Source organism: Dokdonella fugitiva (assembly GCF_004342425.1).
GTDB lineage: Bacteria > Pseudomonadota > Gammaproteobacteria > Xanthomonadales > Rhodanobacteraceae > Dokdonella_A > Dokdonella_A fugitiva.
Genome location: NZ_SLWQ01000003.1, coordinates 419,635 through 442,953, shown reverse-complemented (window position 1 = coordinate 442,953; position 23,319 = coordinate 419,635). Strand labels below are relative to the sequence as shown.

General features: G+C 70.8%; 17 protein-coding genes. 8 read left to right on the top strand and 9 right to left on the bottom strand.

Annotated features, from left to right (window positions below):
• Positions 1-54 precede the first annotated feature (54 nt).
• The 4 genes from EV148_RS08700 to EV148_RS08685 form a co-directional block, all read right to left on the bottom strand.
• Positions 55-1,107, bottom strand: coding sequence for a choice-of-anchor Q domain-containing protein (locus EV148_RS08700; RefSeq protein ID WP_131996604.1), 1,053 nt, complete (start codon positions 1,105-1,107; stop codon positions 55-57).
• A gap of 98 nt (positions 1,108-1,205) precedes the next feature.
• The gene (locus tag EV148_RS08695; RefSeq protein WP_131996601.1) at positions 1,206-3,500 is read right to left on the bottom strand and encodes an NADP-dependent malic enzyme; all 2,295 of its coding nucleotides are present in this window, start codon (positions 3,498-3,500) and stop codon (positions 1,206-1,208) included.
• A gap of 131 nt (positions 3,501-3,631) precedes the next feature.
• Positions 3,632-4,945, bottom strand: coding sequence for an amidohydrolase (locus EV148_RS08690; RefSeq protein ID WP_241988029.1), 1,314 nt, complete (start codon positions 4,943-4,945; stop codon positions 3,632-3,634).
• Positions 4,946-5,015: 70 nt separating this feature from the next.
• Positions 5,016-6,272 carry a peptidase MATCAP family protein gene (locus EV148_RS08685; protein ID WP_131996595.1) on the bottom strand — a complete coding sequence of 419 codons (1,257 nt, stop codon included), beginning with the start codon at positions 6,270-6,272 and terminating at the stop codon, positions 5,016-5,018.
• Positions 6,273-6,376: 104 nt separating this feature from the next.
• Here EV148_RS08685 and EV148_RS08680 point away from each other — a divergent pair, with 104 nt between their 5' ends.
• Entirely contained in the window at positions 6,377-8,533 is a 2,157-nt protein-coding gene (locus EV148_RS08680; RefSeq protein WP_131996592.1) for a choice-of-anchor Q domain-containing protein, read from the top strand.
• Between the two features lie 4 nt (positions 8,534-8,537).
• Here the strand turns inward: EV148_RS08680 and rsgA are convergent, their stop codons facing one another.
• The gene (gene rsgA, locus EV148_RS08675; RefSeq protein ID WP_131996589.1) at positions 8,538-9,608 is read right to left on the bottom strand and encodes a ribosome small subunit-dependent GTPase A; all 1,071 of its coding nucleotides are present in this window, start codon (positions 9,606-9,608) and stop codon (positions 8,538-8,540) included.
• Between the two features lie 165 nt (positions 9,609-9,773).
• Here rsgA and EV148_RS08670 point away from each other — a divergent pair, with 165 nt between their 5' ends.
• The 4 genes from EV148_RS08670 (at position 9,774) to EV148_RS08655 (ending at position 13,624) form a co-directional block, all read left to right on the top strand.
• Complete coding sequence (locus EV148_RS08670; RefSeq protein WP_131996586.1) at positions 9,774-11,012, top strand: aminotransferase class I/II-fold pyridoxal phosphate-dependent enzyme; 1,239 nt, start codon at positions 9,774-9,776, stop codon at positions 11,010-11,012.
• Positions 11,013-11,201: 189 nt separating this feature from the next.
• A complete protein-coding gene (locus tag EV148_RS08665; RefSeq protein ID WP_131996583.1) occupies positions 11,202-11,822 on the top strand; it encodes an SGNH/GDSL hydrolase family protein in 621 nt (206 codons plus the stop codon).
• 181 nt (positions 11,823-12,003) lie between these two features.
• Positions 12,004-12,606 (top strand): C40 family peptidase, encoded by a 603-nt coding sequence (locus tag EV148_RS08660; protein ID WP_241988028.1) that lies wholly within the window; start codon positions 12,004-12,006, stop codon positions 12,604-12,606.
• Between the two features lie 76 nt (positions 12,607-12,682).
• Entirely contained in the window at positions 12,683-13,624 is a 942-nt protein-coding gene (locus EV148_RS08655; RefSeq protein ID WP_131996577.1) for an aldo/keto reductase, read from the top strand.
• A 54-nt stretch (positions 13,625-13,678) separates the two neighbouring features.
• On the opposite strand, the gene EV148_RS08650 is transcribed toward EV148_RS08655, so the two are convergent.
• The gene (locus tag EV148_RS08650) at positions 13,679-15,718 is read right to left on the bottom strand and encodes an Ig-like domain-containing protein (RefSeq protein ID WP_158287398.1); all 2,040 of its coding nucleotides are present in this window, start codon (positions 15,716-15,718) and stop codon (positions 13,679-13,681) included.
• A gap of 249 nt (positions 15,719-15,967) precedes the next feature.
• On the opposite strand from EV148_RS08650, the gene grxD reads away from it, so the two are divergent.
• On the top strand, positions 15,968-16,891 hold the full coding sequence (grxD, locus tag EV148_RS08645; protein ID WP_131996571.1) for a Grx4 family monothiol glutaredoxin: 924 nt from the start codon (positions 15,968-15,970) through the stop codon (positions 16,889-16,891).
• A gap of 120 nt (positions 16,892-17,011) precedes the next feature.
• Positions 17,012-17,527: an adenine phosphoribosyltransferase gene (locus EV148_RS08640; RefSeq protein ID WP_131996568.1), complete on the top strand. Its 516-nt coding sequence runs from the start codon at positions 17,012-17,014 to the stop codon at positions 17,525-17,527.
• Between the two features lie 244 nt (positions 17,528-17,771).
• On the opposite strand, the gene EV148_RS08635 is transcribed toward EV148_RS08640, so the two are convergent.
• The 3 genes from EV148_RS08635 to EV148_RS08625 form a co-directional block, all read right to left on the bottom strand.
• On the bottom strand, positions 17,772-18,482 hold the full coding sequence (locus EV148_RS08635; protein WP_131996565.1) for a VIT1/CCC1 transporter family protein: 711 nt from the start codon (positions 18,480-18,482) through the stop codon (positions 17,772-17,774).
• A 43-nt stretch (positions 18,483-18,525) separates the two neighbouring features.
• Complete coding sequence (locus tag EV148_RS08630; RefSeq protein ID WP_131996562.1) at positions 18,526-19,314, bottom strand: AMP nucleosidase; 789 nt, start codon at positions 19,312-19,314, stop codon at positions 18,526-18,528.
• A gap of 145 nt (positions 19,315-19,459) precedes the next feature.
• The gene (locus EV148_RS08625; protein ID WP_131996559.1) at positions 19,460-20,797 is read right to left on the bottom strand and encodes a hypothetical protein; all 1,338 of its coding nucleotides are present in this window, start codon (positions 20,795-20,797) and stop codon (positions 19,460-19,462) included.
• 101 nt (positions 20,798-20,898) lie between these two features.
• Between EV148_RS08625 and EV148_RS08620 the strand changes: the two genes are divergently transcribed.
• Positions 20,899-23,319, top strand: a complete 2,421-nt coding sequence (locus EV148_RS08620; RefSeq protein WP_131996557.1) for an acyl-CoA dehydrogenase — start codon at positions 20,899-20,901, stop codon at positions 23,317-23,319.

Below are 23,319 nucleotides of genomic sequence, written 5' to 3'. Positions count from 1 at the left end.
GCGCACGGGTCGGCGGACGCGGCGCTCGTTCGTCGCCCGCGGGACCGCGCCCATTCAGGACGCCGGACTGAACTGCGGGTCGAAGCCGTCGCTGAACAGCCGGTCGAGTTCGTAGGCGCCGATGTCGACGTGCGGTCCGGCGACGCGCGGTCCGCCGTCGGCGTCGAACGCGGTCAGGCCGTCGATCGGCGTGTCGTAGCCGGCGTCGATCAAGGGCGACGTGCGTTGCAGGCGCAGGTTGGCGGCGGAGACGAACTGCGGATCCACCTGCACGTTGCCGATGCTGGTGGCCGGCGCCTCGGCGCCACCGATGTCGGCGAGGTCGTTGTGGTACAGGCGCACGCCTTCGGCGTACAGGGCGAGATCGAGTCCCGTGTTGCCCCAGAGGATGTTGTTCGCGACCTCGACGAGGCAGTCGCCGCCGATCCGCACGCCCGCTGCGCTGGTCGCGCTGCCGGTCGACGCCTCGTTGCCGGTCACCGTGTTGCCGGCGATGCGGGCGAGCAGCCCCTGGCAATGCAGCAGTGCCGCGCCGCCCCAGTTGCGCGCGTAGTTGTCGACGAACGCGTTGTTGCTGACGACCAGCGTGCCGTCCGCGACCGTGCGCAAGCCGCCACCACCGCCGTTGACGCTGTCGACGGCTTCATTGCCGGCGAAGCGGTTCGCGTCGATCGTGACGTCGAGACGGACGGCCACGTAGGGATTGGCGGTGAGGCCGCCGGCATGGATGCCGTCGCTCAGACCGTTGACGAAGTTGAGGTGGCTGATCGAGAGGTGGCCGTCGGACGTGCTGGTGCCGAGGAGGACCATGCCCGGCCTCGATCCCTGCCCGTCGATCGTGCTGCGCGCGCCGCGCAGGCGCGCGATGCAACCCGGATACCAGCCGCCGCTGATGTCGAGGTCACCGGGTGCATCGAGTTCGGCGTGGAAGCCGTCCACCGAGGTCGGCGCATACACGCCCATGACGACGCGGATCGTGTCGTCGGCGTTGCTCGCCGCCGCCGCGGTGAGCGCGGACTGGAGTTCCGCCGCCGTGTCCACGCAATGCACGAGCGCGCTCGCCGGCGCCGCGCCTGCGAGCGCCGCGCATGCGCCGAGCCATGTCATCCGTCGAATGCCGCGTCGCGTGTCCGCCATGCTGCCCGCCGCCGTGTCGCCGTTCCCTCGCTCGTCCACGAGGGAACGCGGCGCGCGGGGCCACGCCGCTAGCGGCCCGTCGCGACCTGCGCGCGGATCTGCGCCTCGACCACCGCCAGCGCGGTCATGTTGAATACGCGCCGCACGGTCGCCGCGGGCGTCAGCACGTGCACGGGCTTGGACGGGCCCATGAGGATCGGGCCGATCACGACGCCGTCGGTCATCACGCGCGTCATGTTGAATGCGATGTTGGCCGCGTCGAGGTTGGGGCAGACGAACACGTTCGCGCTGCCCGACAGGCGCGAGTGCGGGAACAGGCGCTCGCGCACCTCCGCGTTGAGCGCGGTGTCGGCGTGCATCTCGCCTTCGATCTCGACCCGCGGCAGGCGCTCGCGCAGCAGCTCGACGACGCGGCGCATCTTCAGCGCGCTGGCGTCCTCGTGGCTGCCGAAGTTGGAATGCGACAGGATCGCGACCTTCGGCACGATGCCGAAGTACTTGAGGCGCAAGGTCGCCTGCGCGGTCGCCTCGGCGATGCGCTCGGCGTCGGGATCGATCGCCACGTGCGTGTCGAGGAAGAAGAACACGCCGCGCTCGTTGAACACCGCGCTCATCGCGGACATCGACGCGACGCCGGGGTCGAGCGGGATGATGCCGCGCAGGTAGCCGAGCTTCTTGTGGAAGCGGCCGACGATGCCGCAGATGAGGCCGTCCGCCTCGTTGCGGCGGACCATGAGCGCGCCGATCACGGTCGCGCGCGAGCGCACGATCTGCTTGGCGCTCTCCGGCGTCACGCCGTTGCGCTGCATGAGCTCGTGGTAGAGCGTCCAGTAGTCCTTGAAGCGTGGGTCGCTCTCGATGTTGCACAGCTCGAAGTCGACGCCGGGGCGGATACGCAGGCTGAGCCGCTCGATGCGCGACTCGATCACCGACGGGCGGCCGATGAGGATCGGCCGCGCGATGCCTTCGTCGACGACGTGCTGCACTGCGCGCAACACGGTCTCTTCCTCGCCCTCGGCGTAGGCGATGCGCCGCGGGTCGGCCTTGGCGCGCGCGAACACCGGCTTCATCAGCAGCGTCGTGCGGAACACGAATTCGTTGAGTTTCTCGGTGTACGCGCGCAGATCGGCGATCGGCCGCGTCGCCACGCCCGATTCCATCGCCGCGCGCGCCACCGCGGGCGCGAGTTCGACGATCAGGCGCGGATCGAACGGCTGGGGGATGATGTAGTCGGGGCCGAAGCACATCGTGCGGCCGCCGTAGGCGCGCGCGGCGACGTCGCTCGCCTCGCGCCGCGCCAGCGCGGCGATCGCGTGCACGCAAGCGATCTTCATCGCCTCGTTGATCGTCGTCGCGCCGACGTCGAGCGCGCCGCGGAAGATGTACGGGAAGCAGAGCGCGTTGTTGACCTGGTTCGGATAGTCCGAGCGGCCGGTCGCGATGATCGCATCCGGCCGCACCGCGCGCGCGTCCTCGGGGAGGATCTCCGGCGTCGGGTTGGCGAGCGCGAGGATGATTGGCCGCTCGGCCATGCGCGCGACCATCGCAGGCTTGAGCACGCCCGGCGCGGACAGGCCGAGGAAGACGTCGGCGCCGTCGATGATCTCGTCGAGCGTGCGCGCGTCGGTGTCGCGCGCGTAGCGGCACTTGTTCGGATCCATCTCCTCCTTGCGGCCCTTCCAGACCACGCCGAGGCGATCGGCGACCCAGACGTTCTCCATCTTCACGCCGAGGCTGACCAGCATGTCGAGGCAGGCGATGCCGGCCGCGCCGGCGCCGGTCGAGACGAGCTTGATCCTGCCGATGTCCTTGCCGGCCACGTGCAGCGCGTTGACGAGCGCGGCGCCGACGATGATCGCGGTGCCGTGCTGGTCGTCGTGGAAGACCGGGATCTTCATCCGCTCGCGCAGCTTCTTCTCGACCTCGAAGCACTCGGGGGCCTTGATGTCCTCGAGGTTGATGCCGCCGAAGCTCGGCTCGAGGCTGGCGATGATTTCGACCAGCTTGTCCGGGTCGTTCTCGGCGATCTCGAGGTCGAACACGTCGACGCCGGCGAACTTCTGGAACAGCACGCCCTTGCCTTCCATCACCGGCTTGGCGGCGAGCGGGCCGATGTTGCCGAGGCCGAGCACCGCGGTGCCGTTGGTGATGACCGCGACGAGGTTGCTGCGCGCGGTGAGCGTGGCGACTTCGGCCGGGTCGCGCACGATTTCCTCGCACGCGGCGGCGACGCCGGGGGAATAGGCGAGCGAGAGTTCGCGCTGGGTGACGACGGGCTTGGTCGGGGTGACCTTGATCTTTCCGGCCGGCGCCTTGCGGTGGTACTCGAGGGCGGCCTTCTTGAGTTCTTCGATGGTCGACATGGGTCGGGACGGCGCGCGGTGGCGGCCGCGCGATGGGGAATGAGGTCGCTGGACTATAGCATCGCGCCGGCACCGGCCCGGCGCCGATCGGCGCGGCGCAGGGCCGCACCGATCCGGCCTGCGGGCTGCGACTACGGGCGCGCCGGGTCGCTGCCGAGGAAGTCGAGCGCGGCCTGCAGCATCGCGCTCGTGCCGACGGCGAGCGCGCCCTCGTCGAGGAAGAATTTCGGCGAGTGGTTGGTCGGCGCAGCGGCCGGGTCCTGCCCCGCCGGCGTCGCGCCGACGAAGAAGTAGACGCTCGGCGCGTGCGCGCCCTGGCCGAGCTGCGGGAAGTCCTCCGACGCGGTCCAGCGCTGCGCCTCGAGCACGTGCTCGCGACCGACCGCGGTTTCAAGGCTCGCGCGCACGCGCGTGGTCAGCGCGGGATCGTTGTAGTTGACCGGGTTGCTGCCCGGCGCGGGAACTTCCGCATCGACGCTCGCGCCGTTCGCCGCGGCGACGTGCTCGGCGATGTCCTTGAGCGCGTCGAGCGCCTGCTTGCGCATGTCTTCGTCGAACGCACGCACGGTGCCTTCGAGGTGCGCGGTGTCCGAGACGATGTTGAAGCGCTGGCCGCCATTGAACACGCCGAAGGTGACGACCGCCGGGTCCTTGTTGATGTCGAGCCGGCGGCTCACGATCGTCTGCGCATGAGTCACGATCTCGGCCGCGGTGACGACCGCGTCGACGCCCTTCCACGGCGTCGCGCCGTGCGCCTGGCGGCCGTGCACGGTGATGCGGAACGTGTCCGAGCTCGCCATCGCGCCGCCCGCGCGCAGCGCGACGTCGCCGACCGGGTAGGCGCTGACGACGTGCATGCCGAACACCGCGTCGGGCTTGAAGTCCTTGAACACGCCGTCCTTGACCATCAGCGGCGCACCGCCCTCCTCGCCCGCGGGCGCGCCTTCCTCGGCCGGCTGGAACACGAACATGACCTCGCCGGCGAGGTCCTTGCGCTGCCTGGCGAGCACCGACGCGACGCCGAGCGTCATCGCCGTGTGCGCATCGTGGCCGCACGCGTGCATGACCCCGACGGTCTTGCCCATGTACTCGCCCTTCGCCTTCGAGGCGAACGGCAGGTCGACTTCCTCGGTGACCGGCAGCGCGTCCATGTCGGCGCGGATCGCGAGCTTCGGCCCGGGCCTGCCACCCTTGAGGATGCCGACGACGCCGGTCCTGGCGATGCCGGTGCGCACCTCGAGGCCGAGCTTCCTCAGTTCCGCGGCGACGAACTTCGACGTGCGCACCTCGCGGTTGCTGAGTTCGGGATGCTGGTGCAGGTCGCGCCGCCACGCGGTGATGCGCGGCAGCAGCGGCTCGACCTGCGCGCGCGCATCGCCGGCGGCATGCGCGGGGGCGGCTGCGAAGACGGTGGCGAAGGCAGCGGCAAGCAGTGGCGTGTTCACGGTCGGATTTCCCCTGGTGGACGAGTGCCGCGGAGCGGCGTGAAGGGTGGGTGGAACGGTGCCGGCGCGGTCACAGGCCGAGCACGAGATCATCGGCCTCGACGCGGTCGACGCGGATGCGGTTGGCGAACAGCGAGAACGCGAGCATGCCGGCGAGGCCGTGCGCATGCTGAACCCACGGCGGCAGGTAGCGCGGCTGCGCGATGTAGCCGTCGTCGAAATGCGGCTCCAGCGCGATCACGTCGTGCAATGCGAGCTTGCCGGCGAACAGGTTGCGGCACAGCGCCATGCGCTGGTTCTTCAATGCCCAGCGGAAGAACGTGTGCACCGACAGCAGGCCGCGCAGGTAGACCGCGTCCTTCGTGAACGCGGCGCCGCCGCCGACCGGCGCGCCGCGGAACACGCGCTGCGCCGAGGTGAAGCTGTCGATCTCGCCCTGCCCGGCGTCCATGAAGAAGCGGAACACCTCGATGAAGTCGGCGCCCTGGATCGCCATGTCGATGCCGAGGATGCGCAGGCTGATGCGCTTCATGCGCGCGATGTCGATCGAGCCGGACATGAGCTCGGCGAACACGGCGAGGCCTTCCTGCGTCGCGGTCGTGCGCGGCGAGGAGCGCGCGAGCGACTTCAGGCGCGGCTGTTCGCGACCGTTCAGCGCGGTCAGCGAATGCACGAACGCCTCGTGCGCGAGCAATTGGTCGCGGTCGTAGTTGGAGAACGTCGTCGCCGAGCGCAGGCGGATGCGCGTCGCGCCGGCGGCCGCCTTGGCGATGAGCTGGGGATCGACCTCGACGCGGATCGCGTCGACGCCGAAGAAGCCGTCGAGGCGCTGCTTGAGCTCGATGCGCAGCAGTTCGGCCGGGATCTGCGTCTCGATCTCGTCCAATGGCGCACCGCTGTTGTATTCGTCGGCGATCGCGATGAAGTGGCGCGCCGCGTCGACGTTGGTGAGCGTCGCGCCGGGCACGCGGTCGCCGGGCAGGCCGTACAGCTTGGCCGAATGCGCGGTGACCGACGGCGTGCCCATCGCCTCGAGCAGGTCGGTCGCCACGCGCCACGACTCGGCCGTGCGCCGGATGTAGTCGCCGACCGGATGGGCGGGATCGGCCGCGGCGGAGATCGCATCGAGTTTGGCGCGCGTGTCGCCGAAGTCGAGGCGCGGATAGCTCACCTCGGGCAACTTGGCGCGCCCGGCCTTCCACGCCGCGATGAAGCCGAGCTCGATCGAGGCGGGCCAGCTCACCGAATCGAGCAGGCGGATGCCGCGCGTCGCCTCGACGAGGCGCGCGTCCAGCGTCGCATGCAGATCCGCGGCACTCGCAGCCATGTCCATCCGGGCGTTCGTTCAGGACAACCTTAGCAGACCGCCTGCTAGGATGGACGACGGGGCGGGGGATGCTTGGCGACACGACACGACATCCGGAGATCGACATGCCCCGACGCCTGCGCGTATTCCATCCCGTTCCACTCGCCGCCGCGCTCGCCTGCGCGTTCGCCGCCGAGGCCGCCGCTCCCGTGGCGCCCGGCGCGCATGCGTCGCCGCGCTACGCGCTGCGCCTGGAGGCACGCCGCCGGCCGCCGCGCGCGCACGCGCCGCGCGCCGCCACGACACCGCGCGGCGCGACCTTGCCGGTGACGAACTGCCTCGACGACGGCAACGCCGGCAGCCTGCGCAGCGTGCTCGCGGGCGCCGCCGAAGGCGACGTCATCGACATGTCCGCGCTCACCTGCAGCACGATCACCCTGACCCAGGGCGCGCTCGACACGAGCGTGCTCGGCGACCACCACCTCTACGACGTGACGCTGCAAGGCCCGGGCCGCGACGCACTCACGATCGAGGCCGGCGGCCAGTCGCAGGTGCTCGTGATCGGCGGCTTCTCGAGTGACCAGGGCACGTTCACCGCCAACGACCTCACGATCGCCAACGGCAGTTACGCCGGCAGCCTTGCCGCGTGCATCGAAGGCTTCGGCGGCACGCTCGCGCTGAACCGCGTCGCCGTCACCAACTGCCACGCGAGCGGCACCTACCCGCTCGTGTTCGGCGGCGCGGTCGACGTGACGACCCTGGTCATGACCGACAGCACGATCACGAATTCGACCCTGGCCGCGACCGGCGCGCACGGCACCGGCGCCGGCGGCGGCGCCTACGCGAGCGACGGCGCGACGCTCGTGCGCAGCACGATCTCCGGCAACGCGGTCGTCGCGCCGTACGCGTCCTACGACGGCTACGCGACGGTCGGCGGCGGCCTCTATTCGCGCGGCGAACTGTCGCTGGTCGACAGCACGATCTCCGGCAACACGATCGAAGCGACGCTCGATGGCCAGGCCGCGAACGGCGGCGGCGTGTACGTGCGCGGCGTCGCGACGATCGCCGGATCGACGATCGACGGCAACGGCGCCGACGGCGACGGCGGCGGTGTCTACAAGGCGGTGTTCAGCGTCTACGGCGATCCGCCGCCGCCGCAGGACACGAAACTCGTCGTCCACGACAGCACGTTTTCCGGCAATTCCGCCGCGCGCGGCGGCGGCATCGCGAGCGCGCGCCCGCTCACGCTCGCCAACAGCACGGTCGCGTTCAACACCGGCGCATCCGGCGGCGGCGGCGTGATGTTCCGCCTCGCCGGCATCTACGACGCCGAAGGCGTGCTCGACCTGCGCAGCTCGATCATCGCGACGAACACGGCCGGCCCGTCGCCCGCGTTCGCGGCCGACCTCGGCGCGGACGGCACCGTGGCCGTGACGGGATCGCATGCGCTCGTCGGCGCCGCGGACACGGCGATCGCGTTGCCCGCGGACACGATCGCCGACGACCCCGAGCTGTTCCCGCTCGCCTGGAACGGCGGGCCGACGCGCACGCACGCGCTCACGGCGACGAGCCCCGCGCGCGATGCCGGCAGCAACGACGACGCGCTCGCGTTCGACCAGCGCGGCACGGGCTTCGCGCGCGTGTCGGGCACCGCCGCCGACATCGGTGCGTTCGAGACGCAGCTGCCGGCCAGCGACACGATCTTCGAGGACGGCTTCGACGGCGCGATCGTGCCGACGGTCGTCGACCACCTCTACGACGACGGCGACGGCGATACCAACCAGGGCCCGCCGTCGACGTTCGACCCGGACATGTTGTGGGGCAACTATTTCCTCGCCGCGCCCGGCGGCGAGATCGTCACGCGCATCTCGGTCGCGTTCGGCCCGACTTTCCCGGCGCTCGCGAACGGCCCGGTCACGTTCTGGCTGCTCGAGGACGACGACGCCGACGGCGATCCGCGCAACGCGCACGTCGTCGCGAGCACGTACGGCACGCCGAACGTGTTCAACGACACGTTCTTCGAGGTCGACATCCCGCCGACCTGGGTACATGGCGGTTTCTTCGTCGGCGCGAGCGCGAAGCTCGACGGCGGCGCCGACCGCCCCGCGCGCGCCGACACCAGCGCGTCGGGGCACGATTCCTGGTTCTTCTACGCGCCCGACATCGCCGCGACGATCGACGACCTTGCTGCCGCACCATTCGGCACGCGCAACGACGATCCGCAGTACGTCGCGCTGCCGGCGGCGTTCATGGTGCGGGCGCGGGGCATGACGGTGCCGTGATCGCTCAGCGCCGCCCGTACTTCTCGCCGAGGCGCTTGCCGAGCGCCTTGGTGAGCACCTTCGCCTCGCTGCGCCGACGCAGCTGCGCCTCGAGCGTGTCGGCGGTCGCGGCGAGTTCGTCGCGGAGCTTGAGGTAGTTGCGCCAGCGGTCCGGATCGAGGCGACCGTCGGCGAGCGCGGCCTGCACCGCGCAGCCGGGTTCGCTCGCGTGCGCGCAGTCGCCGAAGCGGCACGACTGCGCGAGTTCGTCGATGTCGGCGAACTGGCCCCGGTCGATCTGCTCCTCGCCGGTGAGCTTGAGCTCGCGCATGCCCGGCGTATCGATGAGGCAGCCGCCGCTCGGCAGCAGGATCAGCGCGCGGTGCGTCGTCGTATGGCGACCGCGGCTGTCGTGTTCGCGCACGGCACCGGTGGCCTGGCGTGATTCGCCGAGCAGCGTGTTGGTCAGCGTCGACTTGCCGGCACCGGAGGAGCCGACCAGCACCGCGGTGTGGCCGGGCCCGAGGTGGGCGAGCAGCGGCTCGACGCTGGCGGCCGACTTCGCATTGATCGCATGCACCTCGACGCCGGGCACGCGGCGACGCAGGTCGTCCGCGATCGTGTCGACCGCCTCGGCGCGGTCGGCCTTGGTGAGCACGAGCACGGGCGTCGCGCCACTGCCCTGGATCAGCAGCAGGTAGCGCTCGATGCGCGCGGGGTTGAAGTCGTGGTCGAGCCCGCTCAGCACGAACACCGCGTCGACGTTGGCGGCGATGAGCTGGCGCTGGTGGCTTTCGCCGGCGGCGCCGCGCTTGAGCTCGGTGCGCCGCGGCAACACGCGTTCGATCGTCGGCGGCGAGCCGGCGGCGACGACGACGAAGTCGCCGACCGCGGGTCGCGCGGTCGGGTCGACGTCGCGCTTGAGGAAACGCGCGGCGGGCTGCGCATTGAACGTGTCCTCGCCGTCGTGCAGCTGGTAGCCGGTGCGATGCTGGGCGACGACGCGCGCGATCGCGGCGGGATCGACATCCTCGGGCAGCGCCTGCGCACGCCAACCGATGCGGGCGAGACGCTGTGGGGGATCCTTGATCGGCATCGCGCCGATTCTAGCAAGGCGGCGCCCCTGCCCGTGCGGCCCCGGATGGAGCGCCGGGCCGGCGGAAGCACATGACGCTACTCACGCCACGAACCGCGCGCGGCGTGCGTGCGGCGCAGCAAACGCGCTGCTAGGATCGTCCGACGTTCAATGCCGGGAAGGGACATGCCGCATCCAACGGTCGCGACCAGCCGTCGCCTCGAAGACGTGCGCTACGACATCCGTGGGCCGCTCAGCCGTCGCGCACACGAACTGGAAGCCGCGGGCAAGCCGATCCTGCGCCTCAACATCGGCAACCCCGGCCTGTTCGGTTTCCGCGTGCCGCAGCACCTGCGCGACGCGATCGCGACCGCGTTGCCGAAGAGCGAGGCGTACTGCCACCAGCAGGGCCTGCTCGAAGCGCGCGAGGCGGTCGCCGCCCAGCATCGCCGCAACGGTGCCGAAGCGCGGCCCGAGCACGTATTCATCGGCAACGGCGTCAGCGAGCTGATCGACCTCAGCCTGCGCGCGCTGCTCGACGCCGGTGACGAAGTGCTCGTGCCCGCGCCGGACTACCCGCTGTGGACCGCGGCGACGCGCCTCAACGGCGGCGTGCCGCTGCACTACCCGTGCCCGCCCGAGCGCGCGCACCTGCCCGACCCGGCCGAGATCGAGGCGATGGTCACGCCGCGCACGCGCGCGCTGGTCATCATCAACCCGAACAATCCGACCGGCGCGGTCTACCCGCGCGAACTGCTCGCCGCGCTCGTCGACGTCGCGCGCCGCCACCGTCTCGTTCTTCTCTGCGACGAGATCTACGACAGCGTGCTCTACGACGGCGCCGCATTCACGCCGCTCGCGCCGCTCGCGGGCGAGACGCCGTGCATCAGCTACGGCGGCCTGTCGAAAGTGCACCTCGCCTGCGGCTACCGCGTCGGCTGGCTGTCGGTCACCGGCCACGAGCACCGCGTGCACGATCTCGTGCGCGCGCTCGACCTGCTCGCCAGCTTGCGCCTGTGCAGCAACGTGACCGCGCAGTGGGCGATCAGGCCCGCGCTCGAGGGACCGAACGAAATCGGCGCGCTCACGCGCCCCGGCGGTCGCCTGCACGCCGCCCGCGCGGCGGTCGTCGACGCGGTCGAGCGCAGCGAATTCCTGCGCATGGTCGCGCCCGACGGCGCGCTGTATGCGTTCCCGGGCGTCGATCCCGAACGGCTGCCCGGCTTCGACGATGCCGCGTTCGCGCTCGACCTGCTCGAGCACGAGCAGATCATCCTCGTGCCCGGATCGAGCTTCAACATCGCCGCGCGCAACCATTTCCGGCTTACCCTGCTGCCCGAACCCGCCGTGCTCGCCGATGCACTCGCGCGCATCGAGCGCGAACTCGCGCGCATCGCACGCAACGCCGCGCGGCGCGTGGCCTGAAGCCGGCGGAAGCACGGAACGCACCGAGCATGCGGTAGGGGGCGGTATCGCCACGCTCTTTTCTTTTCCTCTCCGTGTGCTCCGTGTGCTCGGTGTTTCAATCTTTGTTGCGTGCTTCTTGTCCTTCGGGTCCTTCGTGCTTCAATCTCAGCCGTAGCCGTTGCCACCACCGCCATTGCCGGGACCTCGATGAATACCGCGACCTATCTCGCCCTCGGCGACTCCTACACGATCGGCGAAGGCGTCGAAGCGGGCGAGCGCTGGCCGGCGCAGCTCGCGCGGCGCCTGCGCGCGCACGGCGTCGCGCTCGCCGATCCCGCGCTCGTCGCAACCACCGGCTGGACCACCGACGAACTCTCGGCCGCGATGGATGCCGCGACCTTCGCGCCGCCGTATGCGCTCGTGAGCCTGCTCATCGGCGTCAACAACCAGTACCGCGGCCGCCCGCTCGATGAATACCGCGCGCAGTTCGGCGCCCTGCTCGGGCGCGCCGTCGCGCTGGCGGGATCGCCGGCGCGCGTGTTCGTCGTGTCGATCCCCGATTGGGGCGTGACGCGTTTCGCACGCGCCGAGGGCCGCGATGGCGCGGCGGTCGGCGCCGAGATCGACGCGTTCAACGCGGCCGCCCGTGCGATTGCCGCGGACGCGGGCATCCCGTTCGTCGACGTGACCGCCGCGTCGCGTGACGCCGGCGACGCCGAGGCGATGCTCGTCGCCGATGGCCTGCATCCGTCCGCCGCGCAATATGCGCTGTGGACCGACGAAATCGTCCCGGTCGCGCGGGCCCTGCTCGCCGCCGCTCCAGCCTGATTTCCGCCAGCCGGTTCGCACCCGCGAGCGGAACCGCGTCACGGAAATCGGCTGGAATCGCCGTTGGCTTAACGCGAGCCAAACAACTCCGTGCATGTCGTTTGCTACTTTCCCCGCTCCACGGGGGTGGGCCGGACTGCGCATGCGGTATCGCCTCCCTGTCGATCCACGGAGCGTACCGATGCCATTCCAGCGAATGACGGCCTTGTTTTTGCTCGCTTTTGCCGCGATGCAGGGCAGCGAAGCCGTCGCCGCGCCGTCGGCCGTCGATGTTCGCCCGTGGCAGCTCGAATCCGCCTCCGCCATCGCTTCGACCCCTTGGCCGGCCTCCGGCCAGTGGCTCGTCGACAGCCCGGCGACCACCGATGCCGCGCCGGCGCAGCCGAAAGCGGCTCCGACCGGCCTGCGCAGGCTGCTCGCGGATTTCTCGATGACCCTGCAGAACATCCGCTACCGCCGCGGCGGCCGCGATCCGAAGACCGGCTTCGACTGCAGCGGCTTCGTCCGCTACGTGTTCCGCCACAGCGCCGGCGTGGACCTGCCGGTCGACTCGGCGAGCCAGTATCGCGCCGGCATCAATGTCGCGCGCGCCGACCTCAAGGTCGGCGATCTCGTGTTCTTCAAGACCCGCGGCAAGCGCGTCTCGCACGTGGGCATCTACCTCGGCGAGGGCCGCTTCATCCATTCGCCTTCGACCGGCAAGTCGGTCAGCATCAGCCGGCTGGACGAGAGCTACTGGACGCGTCGCTACGTCGGTGCCAAGCGCCCCGACGTGCTGTCCTGATCCCGCTGCGCCGCCGCGCCCGCGGCGTCGCGACCCCGGCGCGCAGTGCGCGCCCGTTCGCCAGGAGTCGCGTGCAATGAATCGACGACCGCTCGGCCGTTCCGGCCTGTCCGTGGCGCCGCTCGCGCTCGGCACCAACGTATTCGGCTGGAGCGTCGACGAGGCCGGCGCGTTCGCCGTACTCGACGCGTTCGTCGATGCCGGCCTCGACCTGCTCGATACCGCCGACGCCTACCCCGCCTGGGTGCCCGGCAACGAGGGCGGCGAATCGGAGACGATGATCGGCCGCTGGCTCGCGCGCAGCGGCAAGCGCGACCGCGTCGTCGTCGCGACCAAGGTCGCGAAATGGGCGCGCCATCCCGGCCTTTCGCCGGCGAACATCGAAGCGGCCGCCGACGATTCGCTGCGGCGCCTCGGCATCGACACGATCGACCTCTACTTCGCGCACGAAGACGATGCGGGCGTGCCGCTCGCCGACACGCTCGGTGCATTCTCGCGCCTGATCGAGCGCGGCAAGGTGCGCGCGATCGGCGCGTCCAACTACACCGCGGCGCGCTTCGCCGAAGCGCTCGCGACGAGCGCGCGGCTCGGCCTGCCGCGCTACGAAGTGCTGCAGCCGGAATACAACCTCGTCGCGCGCAAGGAATACGAGACGTCGCTCGCGCCGCTCGTGCAGGACGCCGGCGTCGGCGTCGTCTGCTACTACGCGCTGGCGAGCGGCTTCCTCACCGGCAAGTACCGCAGCGAGGACGACCTCGGCAAGAGCGCCGCGCGCGGCCGCGCGGCGGGCAAGTACCTCAATGGCCACGGACTGCGCGTGCTCGCCGCGCTCGACGACGTCGCGCGGCGCCACGACGCGACGCCCGCGCAGGTCGCCCTCGCCTGGGCGATGGCGCGCCCGGGCATCACCGCGCCGATCGCGAGCGCGACGACGCCGGCGCAGGTCGCCGAACTCGCCGGCGCGGTGCGCCTGCGCCTGTCCGACGAGGACATGCGACGCCTCGACGTCGGCGCGTGAGCGCGTGCCTGCCGGCGCGACGGCGGCCGCGGGCCGCCGCCGGCGCCGCAACGCTCAGTACGGCGGCCGCTCGTACACGTAGACCGCGATCGTCCCGGTCGCGGTGCCGCCCTTGCCGTCGGACACGGTGTACTCGAAGTAGTCCTGGCCGAACCAGCCGTGGATCGACGTGTAGTGCACGGTGTAGTCCGGGTTGATCGTGACCGTGTTGTCCGGCAACGGGCCGGTGTGGTTGACCGCGATCACCGTGAGCGGATCGCCGTCGGGATCGGAGGCAGCCTGCAGCACCGGGATGTCGATCGATGCACCCTTGAGCACGCGCACCGACAGCGGCCCGGCGACGGGCGGATGGTTCGGCGCGGTCACGCTCACGTGCACGGTCGCGCCCGCACTGCCGCCGCGGCCGTCGCTGATCGTGTAGGTGAAGCTGTCGTCGCCGAGATAGCCCGCGGCCGGCGTGTAGTCGACGCCTGCCGCGGTCGCGACCGCGACGCCGTGCGCGGCGGCGCCGACCGCGGTCACGACGAGCGTATCGCCGTCGGGATCGCTGTCGTTGGCGAGCACCGCGATCGGCGTCGCGGGCGCATCCTGTTCGACGGTGACGGCATCGTCCTGCGCCACCGGCGGGTGGTTGGTGTAGTTGCGCGGGCCGAGCGTGGTCGTCTTCGTTGTCTTCTCGAAGCGGTACACGTCGACCGTGCGCTTGTGCTCGGCCGGATTGCGCAGCGCGCGCTCGATCCATGCCGGCGGCGCGGCCACCGGTTCCCTGACCCACTCGACCTCGGGCGTCGGCGGCGGCGCGGGCGGTTGCGTCGTCGTCTCCTCGATCGTGAGGAATCCGATGTCCACGCGGCGGTTCTTCTGGCGGTTCGCCGGCGTGTCGTTCGGATGCGACGGGTTCAACTCGCCTTCGCCACGCGTGTCGATCTCGGCCGCATCGATGCCATGCGCGACGAGATAGCGCTTGGCGCTCGCCGCGCGCCGCTCGGACAGCTTCTGGTTGTAGGCGACGGTGCCGATCGAATCGGTGTGGCCGACGACGGCGATTCGGCTCACGCGGTCGACCGACTTCAGCCGCGCGATGAGTTCGTCGAGCGCTGCGCGCGCGTCGGGGCGGAGGTCCGAATGGTCGAAGTCGAAGAACGCATCGCCGTCGAGCCTGACCTCGTTGCGCACCACCTGCGGCTCGGGTGGAACGGCCGGCGCAGCGGCGCGCTCGACCTGCACCATGCGATACGGTTCGCGCGCACGGTAGTTCTGGCCGATGTCGTAGCGCAGCAGGAGCCAGCCGCGCGTGTCGTTCCTGTCGCGCTCGAACTTGCCACCCTTGTGCAGGCTCTCGCCGAGCAATGAGACGCTGAAACCGGTGTTCGCGAAATACTTGTCGAGGCCGAGCGACACGGTCCACTGGTCCGAATCGTACTTGCCGCGCTCGTAGTCGAGGCCGCCTCGCACGCGCAGCAGCGGATCGTCGAAGTACTTGCCGAAGCGTACGCCGACGCCGTTGTCGTAAGGGTGCTCGAACGCCTCGGTCAAGGTGTCGATCGTCTGCGTCTGGGTGTAGTCGCCGTGCTCGTCGGTACCGGTCAGCTGGATCACGTCGGTGACGAGGGTCGAACCCGCATGACGCGCGCCCGAGGTCGCGTGGCTGGCGTAGGCGTCGATCGAGAAGTCGTTCTTCTCCCAGCCGACACCGAGCGTCGCCTTGCGGTCCTTCCACGCGTTCTGGTCGAACGCACCGAACGCCTTGCAGACGCCACGATGATCCGGTCCGCCGTCCGTCGCCCGCGACCCGCACAGCCGGTGGTAGTCGACCTGCACGCCGCCGGCGCCACCCTGGCCGAGCCAGAGCTGGGCGAGCCAGGCGTGGTCGTCGGTCTTGCCGAGGATGCCGAGGATTTCACCGAGCACGTCGCCGTCGTCGTCGACGCCGAGCGAGACGCGCGCATTGGCGCCGACATAGGTGATAGGCACGACGCCTTCGGCCGGCGGCGCGGGCTGCGCGTGGGCGCTCCAGGCGACGAACGCGGACGATCCGGTGAACGTGGACAGCGCGGTCGCGACCGCGACCGTGAGCGACTTGCGACGAACCATGACACTCCTCCCCAGCTTGCGCCGATCCATGCGGAATCCGCGGCGCGATGCCGCCGGCCGCCTCGCGGCGGACGGATTCCGAGCCTGTGCTGCGTATTGCGGGCCTTGCGGCCCTGCCCCTGCCCTGGCCGCCGCGCGTCCGGCGCGGCGTCTTGCGGTGCCGATTATCGCCCATAAATATGCGGCCGTCCCCCGGCCGCCGCGGCCCGCGCGCCGGTATCATTGCCGACCCGCCCCACGGAACCTGCCATGTCGCTCTCTCCCGCCACGCGCGCGCGCATCGAAGCGCTGCTCGCCGCCCACCCCGTCGTGTTGTTCATGAAGGGCACGCGCCACGCGCCGCAATGCGGGTTTTCCGCCGCCGCGGCCGACCGCCTCAACGCGCTGCTCGACGACTACCACAGCGTCGACGTGCTCGCCGACGAGGAAATCCGCGCAGGCATCAAGGAATTCGGCCAGTGGCCGACGATTCCGCAGTTGTACGTCGGTGGCGAACTCGTCGGCGGCTCCGACATCGTGCAGTCGATGTTCGATTCGGGCGAACTGCATCGCCTGCTCGGCGTGGCCGAGCCGGATCGCACGCCGCCGCAGCTGACGATTTCCGACGCCGCCGTCGAGAAGGTGCGCGCCGCGCTCGCCGATGCCGGCGACGCCAAGCTGTTCCTCGTCGTCGACGGTCGCTTCCAGCCGCAGTTCCAGCTGCGCGAGGCGGGCGACCACGACATCGTCACCGTCGCCAATGGCCTCGAAGTGCGCTTCGACGCGGCGAGCGCGCAGCGCGCGCGCGGCGCGAGCATCGACTGGACGCGCACGCCACACGGCGAAGGCCTCGCGATCTTCCTGCCGCAGGCGCCGCAGGCGATCCGCTCGCTCGACGTGCACCAGCTCAGGCAGCGCATGCAGGCGGGCGACATCATGGTCATCGACGTGCGCCCCGAGCAGGACCGTGCGTTCGCCCCGTTCGCCGGCGCCGAGGTGTTCAAGCCGGAAACGCATGCGCGCCTGACGTCGCTGCCGAAGGACACGGCGCTGGCCTTCATCTGCCACCACGGCAACTCCAGCCGCAACGCCGCCGAGCATTTCCGCGAGCACGGCTTCACCAACCTGTGGAACGTCGAAGGCGGCATCGACGCCTGGTCGGTCGAGATCGATCCGTCCGTTCCGCGCTATTGAGCGCCAGGCCGCGCAGGGCGGTACGCGCAGCGCGCGTGCCGCCGCTACGTGACGGCGGGACTCGCCGCTACGTGCCTCGACCCGCCCTACCCGCCATTCTTCGCGTGTCCGGACGTACCCATGCAGAAGCTCGCCAGCCTGATCCGCGCCGTGCCGGATTTCCCGACACCGGGCATCGTGTTCCGTGACGTCACGCCGCTGCTCGCCGACGCGGGCGAGTTCGCGCGTTGCATCGCCCTGCTGGCCGAGCCCTGGCGTGACGCGCGGGTGCAGGCCGTGTGCGCGATCGAGGCGCGTGGCTTCATCTTCGGCGCCGCGCTCGCGACCGCGCTCGGCGCCGGCTTCGTGCCGCTGCGCAAGCCCGGCAAGCTGCCGCCACCGGTGGTCGCGGTCGACTACGAACTCGAATACGCGCGCGATCGCCTCGAAGCGCGCGAGGGCGCGTTGCGCGCGGGCGAGCGCGTGCTCATCGCCGACGACGTGCTCGCGACCGGCGGCACGCTGTGCGCCGCCCGCGCGCTGGTCGAGCGCCTCGGCGCGACCGTTCTCGGCGCGAGCGTCCTCATCGAACTCGCCGCCCTCCCCGGCCGCGCCCGCTGGGGCAACGCCCCCCTGCACGCCCTGCTGTCGTACTGATCATCGCGCCGCTTCGCGCGTCGGCATGGGAAGCCGAGCACACGCCTGGAACACGACGCACACGAAGGAAAAGAGAGCAGTCCAAGGACTGGAACACGGGGCACGCGGAGGAAGAGCCCTCCAATGGAAATCGCTCTTCCTTGCCCCGCGCTCCGTGTCCGGAGCTTTTTTTCCTGATTCCGTTTTTCCCTCGTGTCCTTCGTGTTTCGGGCCTCGGCCCTGCCTGCTTTCCGGCCACCGGGAATCACACCGCGACGCCGGACAGCCTGCCGATCGCCGCGGTGGCGGCCATTGCGAGCGCGCCCCAGAACAGCACGCGCGCGGCACCGGTGATCGCCGGCGCGCCGCCCGCGCGCGCGGCGACCGCGCCGAGTACGCCGAGGGCGAACAGCGCGACGCCCGCGACGACCGTCGCGACATGGTCGACCGGCGCCGGGACGACCGCGAGCAATGGCAGTGCCGACCCCGCGGCGAACGTCGCGGCCGAAGTCAGTGCAGCCTGGATCGGCCGCGCGCGCAGCGTCTCGCTGAGCCCCAGCTCGTCGCGCAGGTGCGCGCCGAGCGCGTCGTGCGCCATCATCTGGTCGGCGACCTTGCCGGCGAGTGCGCGGTCGAGGCCGCGCCCGACGTAGATGTTGACGAGTTCCTCGCGTTCGCCCGCGGGATCGGTCGCCAGTTCATGCTCTTCGCGCGTGCGGTCGGCGGTTTCGGTGTCGGTCTGCGAACTCACCGAAACGTACTCGCCCGCGGCCATCGAGAAGCCGCCCGCGACGAGGCCGGCGAATCCGGCCAGCATCACGGCACTCTTCGGGGCTTGCGCGCTCGCCACGCCGACGACGAGGCCTGCGGTGGACAGGATGCCGTCGTTCGCACCGAGCACGGCGGCGCGCAGCCAGCCGATGTGTTCGCTGCGGTGACGCTCGCTGTGGCGGGTGGTGCGCTTGCGTCTGGGCATGTGCGGGGCTCCGGTTCGCCGTGGCGCGCGTCGACGCGATCGATCAGGCGTCGTTGTCGTCCTCGAAACGCAGGTGCTTCACGCTGCGGCCGTTGCGCCGCACGAGCCTGAGCGCCTCGATGCCGACCTTGATGTGCGCCTCGACGAAGTTCGCGGTGATCAGCTTGTCGCTCGCCTCGGTCTTCACGCCCTCCGGGATCATCGGCTGGTCGGACACGAGCAGCAACGCGCCGGTCGGGATATGGTTGGCGAAACCGGCCGCGAACACCGTCGCGGTCTCCATGTCGATCGCCATGCAGCGCGTCTTGCGCAGGTATTCCTTGAACGCGAGGTCGTGCTCCCACACGCGCCGGTTGGTCGTGTAGACGGTGCCGGTCCAGTAGTCGTGGCCGAGGTCGCGGATCATCGTCGACACCGCGCGCTGCAGCTGGAACGCGGGCAGCGCCGGCACTTCCGGCAGCAGGTAGTCGTTCGACGTGCCTTCGCCACGGATCGCGGCGATCGGCAGCACGAGGTCGCCGAGCTGGTTCTTCTTCTTGAGGCCGCCGCACTTGCCGAGGAACAGCGCCGCCTTCGGCCCGATCGCCGACAGCAGGTCCATCACGGTCGCCGCGTTCGGGCTGCCCATGCCGAAGTTGATCATCGTGATGCCGTCCGCGGTCGCGTTCGGCATCGGCCGGTCGCGCCCCTGCACCTCGACGTCGTGCCATTGCGCGAACAACTCGACGTAGTGGCCGAAGTTGGTGAGAAGGACGTGCTCGCCGAAGCGGTCGAGCGGCGATCCGGTGTAGCGAGGCAGCCAGTTGTTGACGATGTCGGACTTGTTCTTCATCGACGGATCTTCGCAGCTTCCCGCGGCGCGTCGCAACGTTCGCGCGGCGCGGCACGGTGCGGCCCGAACGGGCCGGAGCCGCGTCGTTCCCGCCCACGCGGCACCCCGGCAGGCGTTGCGGCGCCCGCGGAAACGCCGGGCTTCGCTAGCGGCGGAACGCCGACCACAGCGCCCACGACGCGAGCACGGCGTAGGCGATCGCGGTGATCACCGCCAGCGCGCCCGCGGCCGCGGCCCAGCGCGCGTGGATTACCGCGGGATGGGGGCGGGTGCGCATTGCACGCCAGTCCGACAACGGCGCACGCAACGACCACGCGAGCGCGACGAGCCCGGCGCACGCGGCGATCCAGACCGCTGCATGCAGCGGCCGGAGCGGATGCACGTCGCCTGCGCCCGCGACCAGTGCGCGCATGCCGGCGCTGACCGTCGTGAGCAGCGCGAGCAGCACCGCGGTCGCGCGCCACCGGCCGAGCGTCGCCGCGGCCGCGCATACGGCGAGCGCGGCGAGAGCCCATGCGCACGTCGCGCGCCACTGGCCGGTGCGGGCGAACATGTCGCGCAGGCAGGTACCGCGCTCGTGGCAACCGCGCTCGCCCGCGCGATGGCGCGCGAACTCGGCGGCACGGTCGAGTTCGGGCGTGCGATAGTCGTTGCCACCGCGGCGCAGCGCGAGGCCGAGCGCAGGAATCGCGAGCGAGGAGGCCTCGGCGACGAGCTCGAGGCGATGATCGTCGGCGGCGGCGCCGCTGCGCAGCCATTCGACCGGCTCCTCGGCGGTCGTCCAGCCGAGGTCGGCCATGCTCCTGCACCAGAACGTGACTTCGATGCCCGGCTCGAGGCGCGGTTCGCGCGGCGACTCGCAGCGTACGCTCTTGTCGCGCTCGCCGTCCCACGCGATCACGAGGCGAAGCGGCGCGAGCGGCGTGCCGACGATCGGTGCCCGGGAAAGATTGCGCACCTTGACCGCGACGCGGTAGGCGTGGAAACGGCCCGCATCGATGCTCCACAACCCGGGCGCGACCGCGGTGAGCACGCGCCCGCGCGACATGTCCTCGCCGGCGACGTACAGGTCGAGCAGGGCCGGCGCGAGCGCGGTTTCGATGCGCACCGCGACGACCGCGGCGAGCACGTCGGCGCGCAGCGCGGCGAGCCCGGCCTCGCCGTCGCGACCGGCGTCGATCGCCGCGCCGACGTCGGCGAGCGCAGGCTCGGGGCGACCGAGGAATGCACGCCATGCGCGCGCCTGCATCCAGCGCGCATAGGCGGTCGCGTCCTCGTGCTGCTGCAACGCGACCAGTTCGACGAAGACGTCGTCGCGCGCGGCGTCGTCGGCGGGCAGCGGGCGCGCACGCAACGCGCGCATCGCCGGGCTGTCTGCCGCAGCCGGCGGCACGTAGCGCGGCCCCTCGTAACGCGCGGGCCGGAACAATCCGACGGCGAAATACACGGTCAGGCCGAGCAGCAGCAGGGCGATGATGCGCATGCGACGTTTCCCCCGGTTCGAGCGCGCATTCTACGCAGGGCATGGCCACGGCCAGCGGCCGCAACGGGCATAATCATCGTTCCGACGACGGAGGTGGCGACATGATCTGGATCGTCCTGCTCCTCGCGCTCGCGCTGTTCGCGGCGCTCGCGTTCCGCGGCCTCGGCTTCCTCGCCTGGGTCGCCGCCACGGCAGCCTGGCTGCTCGGCTGGCGCTTCGCCGGCGTCACGCACCCGACCCTGTTCGCCACCTGCGTGTTCGTCGCACTCGTCCTCGCGCTCGTCTTCGGCGTGCCGCTGCTGCGGCGCGCACTCGTCTCGCGCTTCGTGATGCCGGTGTTCGCGAGGGTGCTGCCGCGCCTCGGCGACACCGAACGCATCGCGCTCGAAGCGGGCACGGTGTGGTGGGACGGCGACCTGTTCGGCGGCATGCCCGACTGGCAGAAGCTGCTCGACTTCGCGCCGGCGCCGCTCAGCGCCGAGGAACAGGCGTTCCTCAACGGTCCGGTCGAGGAACTGTGCCGGCGCCTCGACGACTGGGACGTGTACCAGCGGCGCGACCTGCCGCCGGAGATCTGGCAGTACATCAAGGAGCAGCGCTTCCTCGGCATGATCATCCCGAAGGAGCACGGCGGGCTCGGCTTCTCGGCGATAGGCCATTCGCGCGTGGTCACGCGCCTCGCGAGCCGATCGATCACCGCGGCAGTCACCGTGATGGTGCCCAATTCGCTCGGCCCGGGTGAACTGCTGCTGCACTACGGTACCGAAGCGCAGAAGCGGAAGTACCTCGCGCGGCTCGCGCGCGGCGAAGAGATCCCGTGCTTCGCGCTGACCGGCCCGGAGGCGGGCTCGGACGCGGCGGCGACGCAGTCGGTCGGCGTCGTCGAGAAGCGCGTCGTCGACGGCGTCGAGGTGCTCGGCCTGCGCCTGGAGTGGAAGAAGCGCTACATCACGCTCGCTCCGGTCGCGACCCTGATCGGCCTCGCGTTCCGCCTCAAGGATCCGAACCGGCTGATCGGCGAGCAGGAAGACCGCGGCATCACCTGCGCGCTGATCCCGCGTGCGACGCCGGGCATCGAGATCGGCCTGCGCCATGATCCGATGGGCGTGCCGTTCATGAACGGGCCGATCGTCGGCAAGGACGTGTTCGTTCCGCTCGACGAGGCGGTGATCGGCGGACGCGAGCAGATCGGTCGCGGCTGGCGCATGCTCATGGAATCACTCGCCGCGGGTCGTTCGATCTCGCTTCCGGCACTGTCCATCGGTGCCGCGCAACTCGCCACGCGCATCTGCGGCGCCTACGCGACCGTGCGCGAGCAGTTCGACACGCCGATCGGCCGCTTCGAAGGCATCGAGGAACCGCTCGCGCGCATCGCCGGCACGACCTACCTCATGACCGCGGCGCGCACGCTCACCTGCGGTGCGCTCGATGCGGGCGAGAAGCCCGCGGTGATCGGCAACATCTGCAAGGCGTACCTGACCGAAGCGATGCGCGGCGTGGTCGCCGACGCGATGGACATCCGCGCCGGCAGCGCGATCCAGCGTGGCCCGCGCAACGCGCTCGCGCGAGCGTGGGACGCAGTGCCGATCGGCATCACGGTCGAGGGCGCGAACATCCTCACGCGCTCGATGATCGTCTACGGCCAGGGCGCGATCCGTTGCCATCCGTTCGTGCAGAAGGAGATCGACGCGGTCGCGAAGGACGACCTCGTCGCATTCGACCGCGCGATCTTCGGCCACGTCAACCTGTTCGTCACGCGCGCGGTGCGCGCGAAGCTGCTCGCGTGGAGCGGAGCGCGCCTCGCCGGCGTGCCGCGCACCGAGGACACGCACCGCTACTACCAGCACCTGTCGCGCTTCTCGGCCGCGTTCACGATCGTGTCGGATACCGCGATGGGCACGCTCGGCGGCTCGCTCAAGCGCCGCGAGAAGCTGTCGGGCCGCCTCGCCGACGCGCTCGCCTACCTCTACCTCGCCAGCGCCGCGCTCAAGCGCTACCACGACGAGCCGAAAACGCGGCCCAACCACGCGCTCGCGTGCTGGTCGGCGGAGCTGTGCCTGTACCGCATCCAGGAGGCCCTGCTCGGCGTGCTCGACAACCTGCCGGTGCGCTGGGCCGCGGTGCTGCTCAAGCTCGCGATCTTCCCCCTGGGCGCGCGCTTCCGCCCCCCGTCCGACCGCCTCGGCAGCGAGGTCGCGCGCGACATCCTCGAGAACCGCGAGGCGCGCACCACGCTCACCGCCGACGTGTTCGTGCCGCCGCCCGGGGAACCCGGCCTCGGCTCGCTCGAAGCCGCACTCGACAAGGCGGTGCGCGCGATCCCGATCGAGACCAAGCTGCGCGACGCGGTACGCGCGGGCAAGCTCGACCGCGCGCCAGGCTACCTGCTCGACGAGCTCGGCGTCACGGCGGGCGTGATCAGTGGCGCCGAGTACGAGCTGCTCAACGATGCGCGTGATGCGCGCGACGAAGTGATCGCGGTCGACGCGTTCGATCCCGAAACCTACAAGACATTGCACTGA